General features: G+C 59.1%; 23 protein-coding genes. 11 read left to right on the plus strand and 12 right to left on the minus strand.

Annotation, left to right across the window (positions count from 1 at the left end; genetic code table 11):
* Nucleotides 1-34 precede the first annotated feature (34 nt).
* Together JKP78_RS09175 and zigA are read right to left on the minus strand one after the other, a co-directional pair.
* Nucleotides 35-661: a DUF1826 domain-containing protein gene (locus tag JKP78_RS09175; RefSeq protein ID WP_186683970.1), complete on the minus strand. Its 627-nt coding sequence runs from the start codon at nucleotides 659-661 to the stop codon at nucleotides 35-37.
* The gene (gene zigA / locus JKP78_RS09180; RefSeq protein ID WP_200626571.1) at nucleotides 658-1,866 is read right to left on the minus strand and encodes a zinc metallochaperone GTPase ZigA; all 1,209 of its coding nucleotides are present in this window, start codon (nucleotides 1,864-1,866) and stop codon (nucleotides 658-660) included. The genes JKP78_RS09175 and zigA overlap by 4 nt, the downstream gene beginning before the upstream one ends.
* A gap of 115 nt (nucleotides 1,867-1,981) precedes the next feature.
* Between zigA and JKP78_RS09185 the strand changes: the two genes are divergently transcribed.
* Both JKP78_RS09185 and folE2 read left to right on the plus strand, forming a co-directional pair.
* Nucleotides 1,982-2,362 carry a glutamine synthetase gene (locus JKP78_RS09185; RefSeq protein ID WP_186683966.1) on the plus strand — a complete coding sequence of 127 codons (381 nt, stop codon included), beginning with the start codon at nucleotides 1,982-1,984 and terminating at the stop codon, nucleotides 2,360-2,362.
* A 24-nt stretch (nucleotides 2,363-2,386) separates the two neighbouring features.
* Nucleotides 2,387-3,292 (plus strand): GTP cyclohydrolase FolE2, encoded by a 906-nt coding sequence (gene folE2 / locus JKP78_RS09190; protein ID WP_186683964.1) that lies wholly within the window; start codon nucleotides 2,387-2,389, stop codon nucleotides 3,290-3,292.
* Here folE2 and JKP78_RS09195 read toward each other — a convergent pair.
* A complete protein-coding gene (locus JKP78_RS09195; protein WP_170033917.1) occupies nucleotides 3,276-3,803 on the minus strand; it encodes a DUF3617 domain-containing protein in 528 nt (175 codons plus the stop codon). The two genes, folE2 and JKP78_RS09195, sit on opposite strands and share 17 nt — an antisense overlap.
* A 133-nt stretch (nucleotides 3,804-3,936) precedes the next feature.
* On the opposite strand from JKP78_RS09195, the gene cls reads away from it, so the two are divergent.
* From cls to JKP78_RS09235, 8 genes are all read left to right on the plus strand, one after another.
* Complete coding sequence (gene cls / locus JKP78_RS09200) at nucleotides 3,937-5,376, plus strand: cardiolipin synthase (protein ID WP_170033919.1); 1,440 nt, start codon at nucleotides 3,937-3,939, stop codon at nucleotides 5,374-5,376.
* Between the two features lie 140 nt (nucleotides 5,377-5,516).
* A complete protein-coding gene (locus JKP78_RS09205; protein WP_200626572.1) occupies nucleotides 5,517-5,915 on the plus strand; it encodes a hypothetical protein in 399 nt (132 codons plus the stop codon).
* 107 nt (nucleotides 5,916-6,022) lie between these two features.
* Entirely contained in the window at nucleotides 6,023-6,430 is a 408-nt protein-coding gene (locus tag JKP78_RS09210) for a hypothetical protein (protein WP_186683960.1), read from the plus strand.
* A gap of 26 nt (nucleotides 6,431-6,456) precedes the next feature.
* A complete protein-coding gene (locus JKP78_RS09215) occupies nucleotides 6,457-7,143 on the plus strand; it encodes a methyltransferase family protein (protein WP_200626573.1) in 687 nt (228 codons plus the stop codon).
* Complete coding sequence (locus tag JKP78_RS09220) at nucleotides 7,140-7,409, plus strand: DUF5676 family membrane protein (RefSeq protein WP_186683956.1); 270 nt, start codon at nucleotides 7,140-7,142, stop codon at nucleotides 7,407-7,409. The genes JKP78_RS09215 and JKP78_RS09220 overlap by 4 nt, the downstream gene beginning before the upstream one ends.
* 24 nt (nucleotides 7,410-7,433) lie before the next feature.
* Nucleotides 7,434-9,617 carry a heavy metal translocating P-type ATPase gene (locus JKP78_RS09225; protein ID WP_186683953.1) on the plus strand — a complete coding sequence of 728 codons (2,184 nt, stop codon included), beginning with the start codon at nucleotides 7,434-7,436 and terminating at the stop codon, nucleotides 9,615-9,617.
* Nucleotides 9,614-9,832 (plus strand): hypothetical protein, encoded by a 219-nt coding sequence (locus JKP78_RS09230; protein WP_200626574.1) that lies wholly within the window; start codon nucleotides 9,614-9,616, stop codon nucleotides 9,830-9,832. Before JKP78_RS09225 ends, JKP78_RS09230 begins: the two co-directional genes overlap by 4 nt.
* Nucleotides 9,833-9,875: 43 nt before the next feature.
* A complete protein-coding gene (locus tag JKP78_RS09235; RefSeq protein WP_186683950.1) occupies nucleotides 9,876-10,217 on the plus strand; it encodes a DUF2933 domain-containing protein in 342 nt (113 codons plus the stop codon).
* A gap of 48 nt (nucleotides 10,218-10,265) precedes the next feature.
* On the opposite strand, the gene cfaB is transcribed toward JKP78_RS09235, so the two are convergent.
* On the minus strand, nucleotides 10,266-11,450 hold the full coding sequence (gene cfaB, locus JKP78_RS09240) for a C17 cyclopropane fatty acid synthase CfaB (protein ID WP_170033943.1): 1,185 nt from the start codon (nucleotides 11,448-11,450) through the stop codon (nucleotides 10,266-10,268).
* Between the two features lie 207 nt (nucleotides 11,451-11,657).
* On the opposite strand from cfaB, the gene lpdA reads away from it, so the two are divergent.
* Nucleotides 11,658-13,058 (plus strand): dihydrolipoyl dehydrogenase, encoded by a 1,401-nt coding sequence (lpdA, locus tag JKP78_RS09245; RefSeq protein ID WP_186683948.1) that lies wholly within the window; start codon nucleotides 11,658-11,660, stop codon nucleotides 13,056-13,058.
* Between the two features lie 90 nt (nucleotides 13,059-13,148).
* On the opposite strand, the gene JKP78_RS09250 is transcribed toward lpdA, so the two are convergent.
* The 8 genes from JKP78_RS09250 to JKP78_RS09285 form a co-directional block, all read right to left on the minus strand.
* Entirely contained in the window at nucleotides 13,149-13,589 is a 441-nt protein-coding gene (locus tag JKP78_RS09250) for a hypothetical protein (protein ID WP_170033947.1), read from the minus strand.
* A 78-nt stretch (nucleotides 13,590-13,667) separates the two neighbouring features.
* On the minus strand, nucleotides 13,668-15,308 hold the full coding sequence (locus tag JKP78_RS09255) for a phytoene desaturase family protein (RefSeq protein WP_200626575.1): 1,641 nt from the start codon (nucleotides 15,306-15,308) through the stop codon (nucleotides 13,668-13,670).
* A 21-nt stretch (nucleotides 15,309-15,329) separates the two neighbouring features.
* Nucleotides 15,330-15,701: a ferredoxin FdxA gene (fdxA, locus tag JKP78_RS09260; RefSeq protein ID WP_200626576.1), complete on the minus strand. Its 372-nt coding sequence runs from the start codon at nucleotides 15,699-15,701 to the stop codon at nucleotides 15,330-15,332.
* Nucleotides 15,702-15,741: 40 nt separating this feature from the next.
* Nucleotides 15,742-17,247 (minus strand): phytoene desaturase family protein, encoded by a 1,506-nt coding sequence (locus JKP78_RS09265; protein ID WP_170033953.1) that lies wholly within the window; start codon nucleotides 17,245-17,247, stop codon nucleotides 15,742-15,744.
* A gap of 43 nt (nucleotides 17,248-17,290) precedes the next feature.
* A complete protein-coding gene (locus tag JKP78_RS09270) occupies nucleotides 17,291-18,046 on the minus strand; it encodes an SDR family NAD(P)-dependent oxidoreductase (RefSeq protein WP_170033955.1) in 756 nt (251 codons plus the stop codon).
* 31 nt (nucleotides 18,047-18,077) lie between these two features.
* Complete coding sequence (locus tag JKP78_RS09275; RefSeq protein ID WP_234454562.1) at nucleotides 18,078-18,929, minus strand: alpha/beta hydrolase; 852 nt, start codon at nucleotides 18,927-18,929, stop codon at nucleotides 18,078-18,080.
* Nucleotides 18,914-20,437, minus strand: a complete 1,524-nt coding sequence (locus JKP78_RS09280; protein ID WP_200626577.1) for a phytoene desaturase family protein — start codon at nucleotides 20,435-20,437, stop codon at nucleotides 18,914-18,916. Before JKP78_RS09280 ends, JKP78_RS09275 begins: the two co-directional genes overlap by 16 nt.
* A complete protein-coding gene (locus JKP78_RS09285; RefSeq protein ID WP_200626578.1) occupies nucleotides 20,434-21,333 on the minus strand; it encodes a diiron oxygenase in 900 nt (299 codons plus the stop codon). Before JKP78_RS09285 ends, JKP78_RS09280 begins: the two co-directional genes overlap by 4 nt.

Below are 21,333 nucleotides of genomic sequence, written 5' to 3' on the forward strand. Positions count from 1 at the left end.
GCTTCGGGCGATGGCAATGCCTCACTATGCGCCGTCAGGCCAGCCAGTCAAGGCTGAGCAACAGTCGCCCCTGCCGCTCCGGAGGCGAACGATGCACCAGGCCAGCGCCTTCGTTGCCATGCCACTTCTCGCCCTTGAGCACTGCCACATCGCCTGCGTGCAAACGCTGAATGTTATCCACAGGCGGCTGCGCTGTGCGCAAATCGACGCACGCACTGGCCTGCACGGGCAACCATTCGGTGCCTGGGCCAGCGTAGCTGGTAAGCAAGCGCAGCGGCACGTTATCCACATGGAAGCGTGGGCACATGGGCCCCGCCAATACCCGCAAGCGCAAGCCGACCCGCCGTGCACCCACCAGGCAGGTGTAGGCCGCCAGCAGCCAATTCACATCGGCAACGAACGCTTCATAGCCGTGCAAATCTGCCGTTTCCCGCAACAGCTCTGTCAATACCGGCATGCGCTGCTCGTCCACGTCGATAACGCGCTGGTCCGCCAATGGCTGGCCAAGGCTGATGGCCAGCGCGGCAAAGTCCTCCAGCTGTGCCGGCAAGCGCCGGCGCCACACCGCCAGGTTGACGCCGTCCTGCAGCACCTCGGTCAGCACCTGAGGTGTATCGCCGCTTACCTGAAAGATATCCACAGGTGTGCGTATGGGGATCATGCTGCGGCCTCCTCCTGCCATGGACCGAACGGGTCGGGCAGGCGTAACCAGCCCATGGGTCCCAAGGCCATTTCTTCATCGGTCAACAGGCATGCATCGAGTGCTGTGGATAATTCCGCGAAATCGATATTCTGCCCGATGAACACCAGCTCCTGGCGGCAATCACCACTCTCGGCTGTCCAGTTTTCCAGGATCGCAGCGGTGTTATCCACATCTTGCGGCCACTGTTCGCGCGATACGAAGCGCCACCAGCGGCCCGCCAGCCCATGACGCATCATCCCGCCCGCTTGCGACCAGCTCCCCGCCTCCTGGAACTTGCTGGCCAACCAGAAAAAGCCTTTTGAACGTAGCAGCCGGCCATTGCTCCAGGGCGTGTGGATAAAATCGAAAAAGCGCTGTGGGTGAAACGGCCGCCGGGCCTGCCAAGTAGTGGCTGCGATACCGTACTCTTCGGTTTCGGGTACATGTTCGCCTCGCAGTTCCTGCAACCAACCGGGTGCCTGGGCGGCCTGCTCGAAGTCGAACAAGCCGGTATCCAGGATACGCGCCAGCGGGACCTGGCCCATTACCATGGGGATGATCTGCGCTCGCGCGTTAAGGCTACGTAGAATGGCCATCAGCTCTTCGCGCTGATGCTGGCTGATCAGGTCGATCTTGCTCAGCAACAACACATCGGCGAACTCGACCTGTTCGATCAACAGGTCGCTGATCGAGCGCTCGTCCTCTTCACCCAGGGTTTCGCCACGGCTGGCCAAGCTGTCGGCCGCCTGATAATCACGCATGAAGTTCAGGCCATCGACCACGGTGACCATGGTGTCCAGCCGCGCCATGTCAGAGAGGCTACGGCCCTGTTCGTCGCGGAAGGTAAAGGTCTCGGCTACCGGTAGCGGCTCCGAGATCCCCGTGGATTCGATCAGCAAGTAATCGAACCGACCTTCTTCGGCCAGCCGTGCCACTTCCTCGAGCAGGTCTTCACGCAGCGTGCAGCAGATACAGCCATTGCTCATCTCCACCAGCTTTTCTTCAGCACGGTTGAGGCTGACGTTGCGCTGTACCTCGCTGGCGTCGATGTTGATCTCGCTCATGTCATTGACGATGACTGCGACTCGCAGGTTTTCGCGGTTGCGCAGCACATGGTTGAGCAATGTGCTCTTGCCGGCGCCAAGGAAGCCGGACAGCACAGTAACAGGGAGACGATTGGACATGGCGAAACCTCTTCAGGCGAAGCGCATTCGAAACGATGCATTGCACAATGTTATAAAGTAACAATACAATTTCGCCAAGCCGTTCTCGACGAACACGTGCTGACAAAGGATGAAAATGAATCTGCTACGCGACTCGGTGCTGCTATTGCTCGCGCTGCCCACGGCACTGTATGCCATGCCACAGGGTGGCCCATTGGCGCTCTGTACCCGCAGCTCGACACTGCTCGCCTGTCAGGACGGCAAGGGCAGTTACTACAGCGTTCGCAGTGAAGGCAGCACGTTCTATCTGCGTGGTTTCGACTTCAATAGCCGTCGCCTTTGGGCGCAAACCAACAGCCGCTACGGCTCGCTGACCTTTTTCACCGGCCTGGCCAGCGATGGCGAGGCTTGGGTGGGTTATAGCCGCCGCATCGGCTGGACCACCGTGAACCGTGTTTCCAGCTCCAGTGGTCAGCGCTTCAGCCTGCATTGCAGTTTGATCGCCGGCTGCCGCTGACCTACCAATTGTTTGGAATGCCAAATGACCCAGCTCAAGCTCCCCGACATCGCCGCACAGGCCCAGGAACACACCTTGCCTTTGAACTGGGTGGGAATGTGCGGGATAGCCCTGCCGATCCATTTCGAAGGGCGCATCGCGGCTGCTACGGTGGATGCTGGCGTCAGCCTGGTGGACGGCAGCTCACGTGGAATCCACATGTCGCGGCTTTACCTTGCCCTGGAAGCTCTGGAACACCAGCCCCTTACGCCACTGGTCATTCGCCAGCTATTGTCTGACTTTCTGGACAGCCATGACGGGCTTTCTGCTGCTGCCTATCTGCGTTTGCGCTTTGAACATCTGCTGAAAAGGCCCGCTCTGGTCAGCCCCTTGCACGGCTGGAAAAGCTATGCGGTAACGGTCGATGCAAAGATTGAGAAAGAAATGTTCCACGTGGAACTATCCGTTTGCGTTCCCTACTCGTCGACCTGCCCGTGCTCGGCTGCGCTTGCACGACAACTGATCCAGCAACAGTTCCAGGCGGACTTCAGCACCGACCAAGTCGACAAGTATGCGGTGATGCAGTGGCTTGGTAGCGCCGAGGGCATCGTCGCAACACCCCACAGCCAACGCAGTAGCGCGCATGTGCAGGTGAGGCTACGCAGCAATCAGCAGCAGTTGCCAATTACCGAGCTGATCGATTGCGTGGAGGCGAGCCTGGGGACTGCGGTACAGACCGCAGTAAAGCGCGCCGATGAACAAGCCTTCGCCTTGGCCAATGGCCAGAACTTGATGTTCTGTGAAGATGCTGCTCGGCGTTTGCACAAGGCGTTGCGACAAATCGACTGGAGCACCGCCTTCAAACTACGCGTGGAACATGCAGAAAGCCTGCATGCCCACGATGCTGTCGCGGCCAGCCAGTGGCAGTGGGATATCAGCTGCGCGGCCTGACCGAACCGCAGTCCCTACCCAACCACACGGCGCGGGTGTTCATGCTGCCCTGCTGCTGCACACCCGACGCGTTGAACGTACCGTTCACCTGGGTAGTGAATTCCCGGTCGCTGAGGAAAGTCGCCTGGCCACTGCCCTGTGCTCGCGGGCAGCTGAACTGGAACTTCCACACATTGCCGGTGCGGTCGGTGATCTTCTGGGTGCAACCTGACTTAGGGTCCTGTAGCGGGATGTCATTGGTTGCCACTTGCTCTGGCGTCAAGCAAGAACGCACCCCCTTACCACCCACAGTCACCCCCTGCTTGGCCAGCACGCCTTCCATCATCGCGCGCTGTTCCGGTGGCAGGTTCTTCAACTGGCCGAGCATGAACTCCATGTCGGGTAACGGCTTGCCATCGACCTGCATGTTGCTGGTGGTCAGCTCCCACAAACCTGGCTGCAGCATCTGAGCATGCACCAACGGGCTGCTCATACCTAGGGCCAACGCCAACAGTGGCAGACGAATCTTCATGGACGAACGCTCCTGGAAAAAAAGCCGGCCAACCGGGCCGGGCTGAGCCTTAGACGCCAAATCCACCTTCCGGTTGCAAGGCAGAGCGGGAACGTGTTCTGTTACTCGAGTGTACTCGGCAAGCAGGATGCATATGGATTACCACAGCCCCTACTTCTTTGGTTACCTACTCGGCCTGGTCCACCTGCTGGGTATCGTCGCGGCACTGCATGCGCTGTTCACCGTGCGTACTGCCCAAGGCGCAATTGCCTGGGCCATGCCATTGTTCTTCATCCCCTACCTCACCTTGATCCCTTACCTGGTCTTCGGTGCGCGTTCGTTCTACGCCTACATCAAGGCCAGGCGCCAGGCCAACCAGGAAATGCACGTTGCCATGGCCAACCTCAACTGGCGGCCATGGGTAGAGGAAGCCCTCACCGCTCGCGAGTCGGAAAGCTACGCAGCCTTGCGTGCCATGCCCAAGCTTGGCCGCATGCCCTGCCTGGCCAACAACCAGGTGAAACTGCTGATCGACGGGAAAGCGACGTTCGATGCCATCTTCGCTGCCATCGAAAATGCCCGCGACGTGGTGCTGGTCCAGTTCTTCATCATTCATGACGACAGCCTTGGTAAGGCGCTGCAACAACTGCTGCTGCGCAAGGCTGCCGAAGGCGTGCAGATATTCGTCCTGTACGACCGGGTCGGCAGCCACGCCCTGCCGGCCAGCTACAGCCAGGTCCTGCGTGAAGGCGGTGTGCAGATCCATGCCTTCGCCACTCGCCGAGGCTGGTTCAACCGCTTCCAGGTGAACTTTCGTAACCACCGCAAGATTGTCGTGGTGGATGGCCTGCTCGGTTTCGTCGGTGGCCATAACGTGGGCGACGAATACCTGGGCGCGCATCCGCAGCTCTCGCCATGGCGCGATACCCATGTGCAGATCACCGGGCCGGTGCTGGCGTGCCTGCAAGAGTCGTTCGCCGAGGATTGGTATTGGGCCACCCGCCAGTTGCCGCCGCTGATCCTGCCTGACGCCTACCCGGAGGACGGCGTACTTTGCCAAGCCTTGGCAAGCGGCCCGGCCGACCCACAGGAAACCTGTTCGCTGTTCTTCATCGAAGCGATCCATTCCGCTACCCGGCGAGTATGGATCACCAGCCCGTACTTCATCCCCGACGAAGCGGTATTCGCCGCGTTGCGCCTGGCGGTCCTGCGTGGGGTCGATGTACGCGTGCTGATACCGTCACGCCCTGACCACCGTATCGTCTATGCCGCCTCCAGCCTGTTTGCCTTCGAAGCGGTACGTGCCGGGGTGCGCATGTTCCGCTACCAACCTGGCTTCCTGCATCAGAAGGTAGTGCTGGTGGATGACGACATCAGCGCGATCGGCAGTGCCAACCTGGACAACCGCTCGTTCCGTCTGAACTTCGAAATCACCCTGTTGACGGTCGACCGCAGCTTCGCCGACCAGGTCGAGAACATGTTGATCAATGACTTTGAACAGGCTCGGGAAATCACGGCGGAGGACAGCCGTGATACCCATCGTCTACAGCAACTGGGGATGCGGATTGCGCGGCTGATTTCGCCGATTCTGTAAGGTACACAGCCCACTCGCGGGAGCAGCCTCGGGTCGTCATTGGTGCTGGCTATTCGAGCAATTTGACTTTGATCAAATGCGCCTTTGCTTTGCCAGCTAGATTGAAACCAATACGACTTGATTGGTCGAGGTCATACCTCATGTACTGGTTCCGTCGACACCGCCAAAGCATCTTGTACCTCACCCTCGCCGCATGGGTGCTAGCTTTGGCCGTGATGACGATCCATGGCTGCCTGGTACAACCGAATCACGATATCACTGCTGCCCACCATGCCGAGCTGCATGTGGGCCATGCGCATGATCTCCACGCCAATGGTTGTCTTCAGAACTGCGAGGACGTTGCTGCAGCAATAAGACCTGCAGCACAGATGATCCAGATGATGGATCCTCTCCATTGGCCCATTCTTTTGCTGTTAACTTCGGCATTGGTAATCGTGCTCGGTCCTGCGCAAAAGTCATCCCTTGCCGTTCTGGCACTGAAGCTCCCCACACCATCAAAGCGCCCTGCCCGCCTGATTTTCGCCCGCCTCAACGATTAGACCTTACTGCATATCGGCAAAGCACTGATTGCGCTGTCCTGCTGCGCCGTTTCTTCGCGGCTCGGCTATCTGTCCATGTTCACTTCTGACGATCCCTGGAGTTCACCATGCAAAAGCATCCTAAATTCGTTCTGGCTGCAATCCTGGCTGGTTGCACCCTCATCGCCTCTGCCGAAGATGCCCATCACCCAGACGCTGCGCCCGCTGACTCAGCCACGAGCCCCGCCCCCGTGTCGAGCGACCTGACCAAAGCCATGAATGAGCAAATGCAGAAGATGCAGACGGCACACGACAAAGCGGCAGCGGCCAAGACGCCCGCCGAACGCCACGCTGCCATGCAGGAAGGCATGCAAGTGATGAAGGACAGCATGGCCATGATGAACAAGGATAAAGGCGCAATGGATTGTATGGGCATGCATGGAGCCAAGGGCGGTTCAGGCATGGGCATGATGAACATGATGATGCAGATGATGGAGCAGCAGTCATCGATGATGGATATGCCAACTAAAAAGTGAGCGCGTAACAAAGAGGGGTGCCCGCCATGAACCACAATGAGCCGGCCTACGGCCTCTGGTCGCTTGTTATCCTCAATTCGCTGGTGTTCATCCTGTTCGCCTTCAGCTTCGCCCGGCCGAAGACAAGCCGAGATTGGCGCTCCTTCAGCATGTTTTCAGCATTCCTGGTGGCTCTGTTTAGCGAGATGTACGGTTTCCCGCTGACAATCTACCTGCTGATGCCCTGGCTCACTCGCAACTTACCCGGCATCGATTTCTTCTCGCACGATGCCGGGCATTTGCTCGAAACGGTGCTGGGCTGGAAGGTCAACCCGCATTGGGGGCCGTTTCACGTCATCAGCAATTTTCTGATCGCGGGCGGTTTCTGGTTATTGGCGGCTGCGTGGCGGGTCCTCTACCAAGCCCAAGCGAGTGGACGACTTGCACTTGAGGGCCCCTATGCGCGGATCCGCCATCCACAGTACGTCGGCTTCGTGCTGATCATGTTTGGCTTTTTACTGCAATGGCCAACCCTGATCACCCTGCTGATGTTTCCAATTCTCTTGTTCGTGTACATCCAACTTGCGAAACGGGAAGAGCGTGAATTGCTTGCGCACTTCGGCGATGCCTACCGCGTTTACCGTGCAAAGACGCCAGCGTTCCTGCCTTGGTTAACCCGTCGCAGTCCCGACATCCCGTCCAACGCCCCTCCCAGTTCAGGTAAACAATCATGAACGCTCCTTGGAAAACCGGTCTCTCCCTGGCCTTGACCATGGCTGTTTCCTATGCGGTCTGCACGCTGCTGTATGTGCTATGGCCGGTGCAAGGTATCGCTTTTCTGAACGCCTTGTTCCACGGGCTCGACTTCAATCGCCTGCAAACTACGCAGGGCTACGGAATGATGACTTTCCTCGGCCCATTACTGGTCCTGACCCTATGGGGCGCGATAGTCGGAACCTTGTTCGCCTGGCTGTCAGGCAAGCTCCATGGCAAGTCTTGAACGTCGACGCAGGCAGAAGACGAAATGAACGAATCGCCTATGCAGCATAATCACCAGCCGTTGGCGTCCGCCTCCAGGAACCTGGCGAAAGACCCGATCTGCGGAATGATGGTGGACAAGACCAGCGCACTGTCACGCGAACGTGGCGGCCGTACCTATTACTTTTGTAGCGATGCGTGCCTGCGTACCTTCGAATCGCCAGAAAGGGAATTGAAGGCAATCAAGACCCGCGTGACTATCGCCCTCACCGGTGTACTCGCCCTGGCCCTTCTGCGCGCGGGCGCCTTCATTGCGTTGGCCGCCGGGGCCACCTTACTGACCTGGGTGCCAATCCCGGCGCTCCCTTGGTTCACCTGGGGGATATGGCTTTTCCTGTTGGTCACTCCGGTCCAGTTCATCGGTGGCTGGAGTTTCTACAAGGGCGCGTGGAACGCCATTCACACCCGCAACATCAACATGGACTTCCTGATCGCCCTCGGCACATCGGTGGCGTATTTCTACTCGGTAGCGGTGTTGTTCTTCCCGGACGTCCTACCGGTGAAAGTGTACGAGCGCGACGTCTATTTCGAAGTGTCTGCAGTCATAATCGCCTTCGTGCTGCTCGGCAGGTACATGGAGGAGATCATCAAGAAAAAATCCTCCGCTGCAGTGCGACGCTTGCTTGAACTCAAACCGGCGGTCGCACATGTCATGCGTGACGGACAAGAAATCGACCTGCCTGCTGAAAGCGTCATGGCTGGCGAGACACTAATCGTCAAGCCTGGCGAAAAGATCCCTACCGATGGCGAAGTCAGTGACGGCCAGTCGACGGTGGATGAGTCCATGCTGACCGGCGAATCGATGCCGGTGGACAAACACCGGGGCAGCTCGGTGATCGGGGGTACGCTCAATGGCAGCGGTGTACTCACGATCAAAGCGAGCAGGATCGGCGCCGATACTGCACTGGCGCAGATCATCAAGATGGTTGAGGAAGCACAGAGCAGCACCGCGCAGATCCAGCGCTTGGCCGACCAGGTCACTGGCTACTTCGTGCCTGCGGTTGTGGCCGTCGCCCTCCTGGCATTGCTCGGTTGGTCCGTGGTTGGGAATTTTCCGCAGGGCCTGTTGGCCTTTATCGCGGTACTGATCATCTCCTGTCCCTGCGCACTCGGCGTGGCGACGCCCGCTGCCTTGATGGTCGGTGTCGGCAAGGGCGCTGATAACGGCATTCTCATACGGGGCGGCGAGGTACTGGAGCGGGCAGAAAAACTGACTACGGTGGTTTTCGACAAGACCGGCACCATCACCCGAGGTGAACCTGACGTAACCGACGTGATTGCAATTGGAACAGCGTCGGAAATCGAGGTGTTGGGGCTCGCTGCTGCCGTGGAGTCCGGTTCGGAACATCCGCTTGGAGCAGCGATAGTGCGCGCCGCCCGGCATCGTGACATCCACCTGCCAAAGGCCACCGACATAAGCGGGATCGCCGGTCACGGCATCCAAGGCAGTATCGACCATGGCAAAGTCTGGTTGGGCAATCGGCGCTTGTTCGACCGCCAAGGCATTTCAACCGAGGCAGCCGAAGAGCACTTGGTAGGCCTTGAGGCCGACGGCAAGACCGCCATGCTGGTTGGTGTCGACAACCGCCTGCTTGGGGTAATTGCGGTGGCTGACACCATCAAGCCAGAGGCAGCTGAAGCGGTAACGGCATTGCAGGCAAGCAACATCAAGGTCGTGCTGCTGAGCGGTGACAACCGCCGCACTGCCGAAGCGGTCGCCCGACAGGTCGGCATCGGGCGGGTGATTGCAGAGGTGTTGCCAGACGACAAGGTCGCAGTGATACGTCAATTGCAAAGCGAAGGGCAGGTCGTTGCCATGGTTGGCGACGGGGTCAACGATGCACCGGCATTGGCCGCCGCCGACATTGGTATCGCCATCGGCTCGGGGTCCGATGTCGCCAAGGAAACGGGCGGCATCATCTTGCTCAAGAACGATGTACGCGACGTGGTCAACGCGATCGAGCTGTCGCGCGCAACCATGGTCAAGATCAAGCAAAACCTGTTCTGGGCATTTCTCTACAACGGCATCGGTATCCCGATTGCAGCCTTCGGATTGCTTAATCCGATCATCGCTGCCGCCGCCATGGCGCTCAGTTCTCTATCGGTAATCGCCAACTCTGCGCTGCTGAAACGCGCCCATATCGGTTTGAGTCACGAGGCGAAATCATGAAACGCGAAATCCTGCTGTTCTGTCTGCTGGTGACGGGTGTGGGCATTACCACGGTGCTTTATCTGATGGGGCTCAGCGGTAAATCGTTGGCCATGGCAGCCCTATTCCTGCTGTGCCCGGTTTTTGTCGGGGTGCAGCTCTTGCGCGGCGTGCGCCAGTTCGACAAGGACATGAGCGAGGCGCGCCGTATCATGCAGAAGAAAAACCTGCCCTGATACGGTTGTGTCGTCTGTGCCGTTTCGTCCAAGGAGCGCCATCATGAACCGACCCGAATCACGCCCCCACCGCTCACGGGGAACCAACTGGTACCTACTGGGCTTTCTGGCCATCGCCGGCTATTTCCTGTTCCTTGAACACAGGGCTCACATCATTCCGTATCTGCCCTTCCTGCTGGTGCTGGCCTGCCCCTTGATGCATTTGCTCATGCACCGTGGGCATCGCACACATGCGCGCGAGGAAAATGATGGACATGAACACGACAGCGCAGGCGAACGTCACAGTTGCTGTGGCCACCCGCACACCCAGGAAGGCCATGACCGAGAGCCGGAGCACCCTGTTCTATCCGATAACCCGACTAAATACCCCGATCGCCCTGCATGACCCTTCGCGACACAAGGCTGCTCCCACCGGAGCAGCCTTGCATGATTTTCAGCGATACAGGTCTTCCCGCGTCCACGGCAGATCATGGTGGCCATCGGCATAAGGCTTGACCGCCAGTATCTGGTGCAGGTTGATCCAGCCCTTTTCGAAGGCATAGGCACACCCGGCCAAGTACAGGCGCCAGATACGCAAGGTCTTCTCGGGCACCAGGGCCGCCGCCTTGTGCAGCTGGTTCTCCAGGTTCGCGCTCCAGTGGTGCAGGGTTTTGGCGTAGTGCAGACGCAAGCTTTCCACGTCTACCACTTCCAGCCCCGCTTCACAGATGCTGGCACTGATCATCGACAGGTGCGGCAGCTCGCCATGGGGGAACACGTAGCGGTCGATGAAGTCGCCAGCGCCACGCCCGACCGGGCGGCCATCGACGTGCTTGGCGGTGATGCCGTGGTTCATCACCAGGCCCCCTTCCCTCACGGCACCGAACAGCTTCTGGCAATACAGCGCCAGGTTGGCATGGCCCACATGTTCGAACATGCCAACGCTGACCACCTTGTCGAAGCGGCCATCCTGCGGCAGGTCACGGTAGTCGAGGATCTGCAGATCGACCTTGCCGCCGAGCCCCTCTGCCTTGACACGCTCGCGGGCAAGCTTGAGCTGCTCCTTGCTCAAGGTGATGCCGAACACCTTGGCCCCATATTCGCGGGCAGCGAAACGCGCCAGCCCACCCCAGCCACAGCCTACGTCGAGCAAGTAGTCGCCGGCGTCCAGGCGCAGCTTGCGACACAGATGATCGAACTTGTCCTGCTGCGCCTGATCGAGGGTGTTGTCCGGCTCGCGGAAGTAGGCGCACGAGTAGGCCATGTCCTGATCCAGCCACAACTGGTAGAACGCGTTGGAAACATCATAGTGGTAGGAGATGGCTTCGGCATCGGTGCTCTTGTCATGCGCCTGCCGTTGCGGTGGAGCGTCTTCTTCCTCGGTCAGCAGCGCTTCACTGAGCTCATCGCACACGCGTATGGCTTCACCGATATCCCCTTCCAGCTCCAGCTTGCCCTCGACGAATGCCGTGCCCAGCTGGTCCATGCTCGGGTGGCTCAACTGGCTGATCAGCTGCGGCTCCTTGACCAGGATGGTGACCTGAGGGCTAGGCCCCAGATCGAACTCGTTACCGTCCCACAGTTTCAGCCGCAGCGGCAGATGCAGGCTCTGCAATGCCGGTGGAAGTTGCGCAAGCATGAACGACCCTCCTGTCCGTATTTGGCCACGACGCCTGGAATTTCGAACGTCGCCGAATCAGAGTAGTTCATTCGTGGGATGTTTCCTTCTATCCAGACCTTGGTCGAGCATTGGTCGATCTTATCCAGGCGCCAGATTGTATACAATTTTTACTTCTCAGCTTAACCTTGTGCCCCTCTCGTGCTTCCTCATCCTGGAGTTGAACCCATGAAATCCTATGACGTGGTGATCATCGGCGGTGGCCCTGGCGGCTACAACGCAGCCATCCGTGCTGGCCAGCTGGGCCTTAGCGTAGCCTGCGTGGAAGGCCGCTCGACCCTTGGTGGTACCTGCCTGAACGTGGGCTGCATGCCCTCCAAGGCACTGTTGCACGCGTCCGAGCTCTACGAGGCTGCCAGCGGTGGCGAATTCGCCCACCTCGGTATCGAAGTGCAACCTTCCCTCAATCTCGCCCAGATGATGAAACAGAAGGATGAGAGCGTGACTGGCCTGACCAAGGGCATCGAGTACCTGTTCCGCAAGAACAAGGTCGACTGGATCAAGGGCTGGGGTCGCCTGGATGGCGTTGGCAAGGTCGTGGTCAAGGCCGAGGACGGCAGTGAAACCGCACTGCAAGCCAAGGACATCGTCATTGCCACTGGCTCGGAGCCTACGCCGCTGCCAGGCGTGGCCATCGACAACCAGCGCATCATCGACTCGACCGGCGCCCTGTCCCTGCCGCAGGTACCCAAGCATCTGGTCGTCATCGGTGCCGGCGTTATCGGCCTCGAACTCGGTTCGGTATGGCGTCGCCTGGGCAGCCAGGTCACGGTCATCGAATACCTCGACCGTATCTGCCCCGGCACCGACGAGGAAACCGCCAAGACCCTGCAGAAAGCATTGGCCAAGCAAGGCATGGTGTTCAAGCTGGGCAGCAAGGTGACCCAGGCCAATGCCAGCAATGACGGTGTCAACCTGACCCTGGAGCCAGCCGCAGGTGGCAGCACGGAAACCCTGCAGGCCGATTATGTACTGGTCGCCATTGGCCGCCGCCCTTATACCCAAGGGCTGAATCTGGAAAGCGTGGGCCTGGCAACCGACAAGCGCGGCATGCTCGGCAACGAACACCACCGAACTTCCGTGCCAGGCATCTGGGTGATTGGCGATGTCACCTCCGGCCCAATGCTGGCGCACAAGGCCGAGGACGAAGCGGTGGCCTGCATCGAACGCATCGCCGGCAAGCCCCATGAGGTCAACTACAACCTCATTCCCGGGGTGATCTACACGCGGCCGGAACTGGCTAGCGTGGGCAAGACCGAGGAGCAGCTCAAGGCCGAAGGGCGGGCCTACAAGGTCGGCAAATTCCCCTTCACCGCCAACAGCCGGGCCAAGATCAATCACGAGACCGAAGGCTTCGCCAAAGTCATCGCCGATGCCCAGACCGATGAAGTATTGGGCGTGCACCTGGTGGGCCCAAGCGTCAGTGAGATGATTGGCGAATTCTGTGTGGCCATGGAGTTCTCGGCCTCGGCGGAAGACATCGCCCTCACCTGCCACCCGCACCCGACCCGCTCCGAGGCCCTGCGCCAGGCGGCGATGAACGTGGACGGCATGGCCATGCAGATCTGACGGCGGCGAAAAAGGCTGTGCCTAAACAAAGGGCGAACCGTGAGGTTCGCCCTTTTCATGCACTTGCCGATTTGCTCTGGCCAAACGTAATCAGCCAGTGGGATTGAGCAACTGCCACACTTGAATGAGCCCGACCAGGTGCACAAGGCCATACAGCAAGCATATTGCCGAGCTGACCACGATGAAACGGCCACTGCGCCCGGTACCAGCCAGAGCAAAAGGTCCGAGTACACCGCGTAACAGGTAGATCACGGTAATGGCGATCAGCGCCGGCCGTAACAGCGGCAATGGATCGACCACTCCGGCTCCCGACAGGGCATAAACGCCCCAGGTAGCGAGAACCAGGGCGATGCCCGCCGTTACTACCGCCGGATACCAACGCCCAGCCTGGGCCGCACGCACGAAACGCTCGCCTGCGCCGAACAGGCGATACCACGATGGCCCCACCAGGATTACCCCCACGTGCAGGATCGACGCCAGCAGGCTAAGCCCCGCGGCCAGCAGCAAAGCGGTGTTGTAGTCATTCGACATATCATCTCTCCTTGATGAATTGCACGGCGCCAGCTGCCTCATGCACTACAGGGCGTTATCGACCGACATTGGGTGGGCTCAAGTGCCCGCCTGTGCCTCGGCACGCGTGCCGACATCCATGATCTGGTAGCGTAGCTTGCGCCCGTCGACAGCGGCAGCGGCTTCGACACCACCCGTCATAGCGCCGAATATCCCGTGCCCGGTGCGGGTGGATGCGCCACACAAGAACAGGTTTCGTATTTCGGTTTTGGTACCCGGCCGATTATGCAGGAAGTACTCAGGAGTGAATGCCAGGCCATAAGATGTTCCCCCGGCTGAACCGATGAAACGGGTCACCGAGAACGGAGTGGAGACTTCCTGATACACGATATGCTGCGACATACCCGGTATCACGCGTTCAGCCAGTGCAATCAGTTGCCGGGCATACCATTCCTTTTTCGCCAGGTACGCCGGGTTGTTCCGATAGCTGCCATCCGCTACCTCGGCCTGGGTAACACCCCAGCTTTCCGGGTTCGAAGGAACTGCCGACATCAATTGCAGGTTGTAGATGCCAGGCGGGGCAATGGCCGGATTGTCCGGGTCCTTCATCGTGGCGTTACCGATGAACAGATGCGGCTCATCCGGGAATTGACCGGCGAACACCTCACGGTAGGCACGCTCATAGTCGCAACCGGGATAGATGCGATAGTTGGTGTTTTTAAGACCCATCGCCTTCAGGTCCATATCGATGCCCAGGTAAACCACGCCCATGGCCGGCGACATTTCGAAACGCTCTGCCCTGGTGACGGTCTTCGCCTTGAGCTGGTCCCGTCCGATCAAGTCCAGCAAGGTGTGCTTGATGTCGGCGTTGCAGATCACCGCGTCTGCCTTGACCGTACGTTTGCCCAGATGCTTGTTGCTGAATTCGACACCTACCGCGCGGCCCTTCTCGACCAGGATACGTTCGACCTTGGAACGCAGCAGGATCTTTCCTCCGTTGCGTTCGACAACCGCGCCGAGTTTGTCAGAGAACATCTGGCCCCCTCCCGAAGGGTAATACGACCCTTGCAGGAAGTGGTTGACCACCGCAGCGTGGCCAGCCATGGTCGCCCTGCTGGGAGGCTGATGGTAAACGCCGAGCTGTCCGGTCAGGATGGCGCGCAGTCGCTGATCATGGGTGCAGGTGTCGAGGAACTGGGCAACCGTCGATTTCGAATGGCGCATCAGCATCCACGAACGTGGCAGCACCCACAGCGCGGAGAGCGGCCGGGAGTGGATGCCCATGAAGTCCCAGACTTGCTGCAGCATCTTGAAATAGCGGTTGATGCCGGATTTTTCCTTGGGGAACGCTTCGATAAGCCTTTCCCGGAAGCGCTCATATCCACGCGGCACGGCAAATTGAAAATCGGGGAAGCAGAGGGTTTCGAATCCTTCTGGGTCCTGCTCGATAAAATTGATTTCGCCATCATCGATGCCGGCCCCGCGCAAAATACGCGGGATCAACCCGTCCTTGCCACAGTCGCCGATGTAATGAAGACCTACGTCGAACTCGTAATCCTTGCCCTTACGATGAAAGACCGTGGCGCAGCCCCCCATCTCATAGTGCATGTCCAGCACCAATACCTGCTTGCCCCGATTGGCGAGGGTCGCGGCTGCGGTCAGTCCACCAATGCCGGCACCCACGACAATCACGTCGAAGGTATCGCTTTCCAGCGTCTTGAAGCGGTCATAGCTTTGCATGGGCATTCGTCCAGGGGCACTTCAAGCGTGCTGCAGATGGTGGTCGCGGGTCGGATCGACCGCTTCGGCTTCGCGCACGAGGTGTGCAAGTTTGTTCGGCTGGTGACTCCACTTCTGGTAATCGCCCAGCGGTGGGATGCTCTGGAGAATGACGGGCCAATATTGTGCAAGCTCGGCATTCAACGCCAGGAAGTGCCGATTACCGTCATCCAGGCGGTTCTCCGGCAGAATCGCCTCTTCAGGGCATTCCGGCAGGCAGAGACCACAATCGACGCATGCCTCCGGGTTGATCACGATGAAGTTCGGCCCCAGGTGGAACGCGTCTGCAGGGCATATATCCACACAGTTGGTGTGTCGGCACTGGATGCAGTTGTCAGTCACTACATAAGTCATGGTTAGTCTCTCGAGGTCGCATTTACGGGCACATCACCGCCTAGAAGTAGCGGTCAACCAACAAGCGGGCAGACAACATCGTTCCGATGAAGCCCGCACCAGGGAACGTCCAGGCGCCCACCTGGTAGAGCCCCTTTACCGGATACTTCTGCGGAAAACGGTTGAACAGTCCGGACTGTTGAGGCGTTTGTTCGAAGCCGTAGATCGCACCCTGGGGGTTCTGGGTGAACTTGGTCATGGTGCGCGGAGAGCCTGCTTCACAAACTTCGATGTGGTCGCGCAGGCCTGGAATGACGCGCTCGGCATTAGCGATCAACAAGTCGGTCAGTGCGGCTTTCTTGCGGCGGTAAGCCAGTTTGTCCAGCGAGTGCCAGACGTCGGGGCCGGTCAGGGTGAACAGGCCAAGGCTGGACTTTCCAGGTGGCACCATGGACGGGTCGACATTGGAGAAGTAGTTGATCGACCAGCTGGTGTTGTCCTGATGCAGCTCGCCTGCCTGGATATGTTCGAATTGCGTGCGCTGCGTTTTCCCGGGTGAGAAGAAGTGGATGTATTCCTCAGGGCCGACACCCAGTTCACTCAGCGGGCAATCCAGGCCCAGGTACACCTGGAAGCCGGATACCGAGAACTTCAGCTTGTCCAGCCGAGTGAGGTATTTACTGGGGAAGTGCTGTTTTCCTGCCAAGCCCACCACGGCATGCGGGGAAACATTGGCCACCACGTTGCGGGCCTTCACCGGCCCCGATCTGCGCGTGACAACGCCGGTGACCCTGCCTCGGTCGACCAATATCTGCTGGACTCCCGACTCCAGTTCGACACGGCCGCCGTGCGCCTCGATAACCTCGACCAATGCCGAGGAAAGCGCCTGCGAGCCGCCTTTGATCGAATAGCCGCCGTTTTCCAGATAGTCGATGAAGGGGTACGAGAAATAGCCGAATGCCAGGTCTTTCGCCGGCAGCCCGTAGTAGCTCCACTGCGCCGACAGTACTTCCTTCAGGCGTTCGTTGCGGGTGAACCTGGAAAAGTACTTATCCACCGTTTCATGGCCATAGCGCAGGACCCGGGGATAGGCGAAGGGGGTAGCGACAAATCGCATCCAGAACGGTTTGGGAGAATAAAGGAAGCCACACAGGTCCTTGTAGTTGCGCTTGGACTCGGCGAACAACCGATCGATGTTGTCGATTTCTTCGGGGAAGCAGCGATACAGAGTCTGTTTGTAACCTTCCAGGTCGCGATGCCCGACGGTGATGTCGATATCGGGAGAACGGTAGCGATAGAGCGTCGGATGATGGAGAAACTCGACCTTGTCCGCGACGCCACAAGCCTCGATCACCTTGAATGAATGCGCACCGCGGACCACCCCATCGAACGAATGCAGAGACACATCGAAGGTGAAGTCTTTACGACGAAAATTGCTCGCGTAACCACCGGGTATATTGTGCTTTTCTACCACCAGGACCTTCTGGCCCCGTTGGGCCATCAGGCTGGCGCTGGCGAGCGCGCCCAGCCCTGATCCTACAAAAACAGTATCGTATGATTGACTCATGAATGCTCCGGGCATCACCGCACAGCAGATCGCGCAAGGCGAATCAGGCCGTCAGGCCACCGTCGATCAGGAAGGTCTGGCCAGTGATGTAGTCGGCTTGCGGTGACAACAGGAAGCTGGCCAATGCAGCAACTTCGTGTACTTCGCCGAAGCGCTTGAGGGGGATGTTGTCGGTGATCGACTTGCGCACGTGATCGGGGATCTGGTCGATCATGTCCGTGGCGATGTAGCCGGGAGCAATGGCATTGACATTGATCTTGAAGCGCGCCAGTTCCAACGCCATGGTCTTGGTAATCCCGATCATCGCGGCCTTGGTTGCGGAATAACCCAATTGGCCCTTGTTTCCCTTGACGCCACTGACGGAGGACATGTGCAAAATCTTGCCCCGCCGCTCACCAGCCATGGCCGGGACCAACGACTTGCTGAAATAAACTGCCGAGTCGAGGTTGGTCGCAACCACGTCGCGATAGCGCTCGACGTCGAGGTTGAACAGCAGCTGGTCGCCAGTCACGCCCATGTTGTTGATCAAGCCATAGGGGCCGCCGAGATCGTTGACCAACTGTTCGCACAATGAACTGACCGACTGGAAGTCCCGACCGTCACAGGCATGCCCATGCGCACGGCCGCCGCTGGCGGCTACCTCCTGTTCGAGCTGGCGAGCAGCGTCAGCGGAGGACTGATAGGTGAACGCAACTTCATAACCTTCACGCGACAGGTGTTGTACAAGTGCGCGCCCTATACCGCGGGTACCGCCGCTGATGAGTATCCACTTGCCTTTGCCGAGCTGTTGGACATCCATGTTCTGTTTCCTTAAGTCAAAGAGCCCGTAGTCAGGCCGTTACAACGGGTTTATGAGATTCAGCACGGGCGAAGAACGCGAAGATCTCCTGGAAGTACTGATCCCGGTGCTTCTTGTGGTTTTCCAGGTGGCGACACGCTTCGAAGCCGACCACATGCAGGGATGTGCAATCCAGGCTCAGCCTTGCCACGCTCGCCTCTGGGATATAGCGGTCACTCAACCCGTAGAAGTAGGCGATTGGCAGGTGCTGAACATGCTTCAGGGAATGGTCGATCGCACAGGTACCGGTAGGCACTGCCAGACGGCTCCCGCTGATCCAGCGCATGGCGAGGCGCAACGGACCACGCGTGAAATAGCTGCGAACCGAGACAGGCACACTGTCCAGGACGGCCGAGGTGAAGGGCGAGGCGTCACGTGCCAAGGCATGTGACAGGTGGTAGCCACCGAATGAGCAGCCGACCAGGTGAATCGGCAGGCCTGGGTATTCCCGTGCGATCTTTCGCGCAATGGACAAGACGTCATCGGCGAATGCATGACCACCGATGGTGCTGCGCCCGAAGCCTTTGAAGTTGAAGGCAACGACGTGGTAGCCCTGTTCCAGGAACGCCTGATCGATGCCGTTCTCGAAAAAGTAATGCATGCCATATTTCAAGAACGGATGGCACAGCAGCACGACACCCTTGGCTTTGGCTGGGTTGGCCAGCAGTACCGCCCCTTCCAGCTTGCTGCCGTCGCTGGCCGTCTCGACGAAGCCCTCGGCCCGGCTGGGCACGTCGCGCTTCCACCCTTGTACCTGCCTGAACATCACGCGAATGAACAATTTGGAAACGGCGATCCCAAACCAGCCGGGCGAGTGTGCATGCGTTGTCATGCCCGTCTCCATTGCCTGGCTTTCATCTCGGCATAGCCAAAGGCGGCTTCATAACTTGGGCCCGCGACCCAAGCGCTGAGAAACTGCACGCCCTGCACCGGGAAGCCATGGTGGAAGACATGCCCTTTGAGGTCGGTACCGACCATCGCCCCGTAGCCAGAGCCATCGGTGTTGTTGGTGAAGCGCACATAGGTATGCGGGGTAGCCACTTCGGTATGCAAGATGTGGCCACGCAGCTGAGGAACCTGAACCAGCAGCCGCTCTACCAGCACCTCACACGCGCGTTGCTTTTTCGCGCGATATTGCGCCGTACGCCGGGCAGGCCAATGGGCGATGGAATCAAGCACGTTGATACACACGACCTTGCCGCCAGCAGGTGCCAGGGCGTGATAGTTGGTGACCTCGATCGGGGACATCGCCCAGAAGGCCTGTTCGCAGAGCTCTGGCTGAAAACCGCTGCGCTCGGCGTCGATGCGCAGCTCGGCTGCCAGCGCGGGGTCCGCAGCAAACAGCATCGACTCGCTATGCCGCAGCCCCAGCTGTGCGGGCGCTTGATCGGTGGTCAGGTACACCGTGGTGGTCGAGCGTGCCGGCTTCAACGCGGCCAGTTTCTCTCGGGTGCTCGTCAGGTCCACATCCGCCTGGAACAAGTGCTCAACCGCATAATGGGGCGAGGTATTGATGAACACCTGTGGCGCATGAAACTCACCGGCCCGGGTGCGTACCCCCGTGACATTGCCGTTGCTGTCGGTGGTCACTTCTTCTACAGGCGTGCTGAGCATGATCTTGCCCCCAGCCTGTTCGACCTGCTGCGCCAGCAGGTCGGACAGGCGCTGGGACGAGCCTGCAACGTAGGCGTTGCCGCGATTGAGCGTGGCATACACCACGTGCAGGTAGTACAGGTAGCCCAGGTCCTCCGAGTAGCCACCGACATAAATGCCAGGGGCTGCCAGGATTTCAATCAGGTAGGGGTCATCGAACAACTCGTGCAACGCCTCACGCACGGTCTTGTGCTTGAGGTTACGATGGGCCCAGCGCAACTGCGCCATGTCAGGCTCGAAACTGCCATCGAGCATCTGGAACTGGTAGTAGCCGTTGCGCCCATAGGTGCGTACCTGAGTGAAAAAGGTAACCAAGGGCTCTGCCTGATGAGGGAACCGTTCGATCAGTTGCCGTTCGACCTGGTCGGCATCGTTAGCCAACGGCAGCGCCGTGCCGTTCTGGTAGGCGCAGAAATAGTCGTTGGGGTAGACCAGGTTCAGTTCATCCTCAAGGCCCAGATCCCGCAGGATGCGGATCAGGTTGCCGCCTTCCGACATACCGCTGAGCTTGTGCAGGCTGCAATCGAAGATCGCCGATTGCTTGGGCCGGCTGAACGTCGAGGCATAGCCCCCAACCACAATATGCTTGTCGAGCATCAGGACGCGTGCACCGCGATCACGCTTGACCAGCATGGCCGCGCAGGCCAGGCTCGTGATCCCGGTACCCACGAAGATCGCGTCCCAGGTCGAAGAACTCATTGCCGCAGCCCCAACTTGTCGATCCAGGCGTAAATTTCGGCGAATCGGGCGTCGTTCAGTCGAGCATTGTTCGGTGAACGCCAGACCTCTTCGATCTTTGCCTTGTCATCCACTGCAATCGGGAACTCGAAGGAAGTGTGCAACGCGATCTCGGGGTTGTAGGTGAACATGTCGATCAGCGCCGGAATGATTTTCCGGCTCATGGCTTTGACCTGGGCGATCGACTCAGCGCTGGCAGTCTCGAAGAAGGACTCGCTGATCCAGCGGCCAAAGGCGATGTGCCGTGCCTCGTCATAGTGATGCTCACGGAACAGGGTGCGGGTCATCGGCTCTACCGCTGCGCCCTGGGAGGTGTGCATGGCGCCCATTTCGGCAACCCATTCGATCAACAGCGTGAACAACACGCCAACCGCCGGCTCCATTTTCGGCAGTGTCTGGGTCAGCAACTCATAGAGCCCGACCGGTGGGTTCCAGATCTGCAGGCCGGCCTTGGCCATGAAGCGCTTGAAGGTGAGGGTATGAACGATCTCTTCCTTGGAAAAGATCATCAGGTATTCCTGCAGGTCCGGCGAAATACGGTCATGGAACTGGGTGATGTAGCCCATGTACAACGGCGGAATGGTCTGCTCGAGCCAGATGAACATGGAAATGTCACGGCCCGTCTCGAGCCAGGCCAGTTCCAGCTTCTGGGCGTCGGTCAAGCCTTCGCAATAGCGCGTTCCGTTGATCCACAGATGCTCGGGATCCTTGGGGTAAAGGCTTCGATTGATGTCCTGGTCCCATGGCAGTACGGTCGCGTGGTCCATCGTCTTGTGATGCGACACTTCGCTTAACTTGCGAACCTTCGACTCCCTCGCCGGGGAAATAGCGAGCACACTATTGTTCAGCGTAGACAT

The sequence above is a fragment of the Pseudomonas sp. LAM2023 genome (genome assembly GCF_016620375.1).
Classification (GTDB): Bacteria; Pseudomonadota; Gammaproteobacteria; order Pseudomonadales; family Pseudomonadaceae; genus Aquipseudomonas; species Aquipseudomonas anuradhapurensis.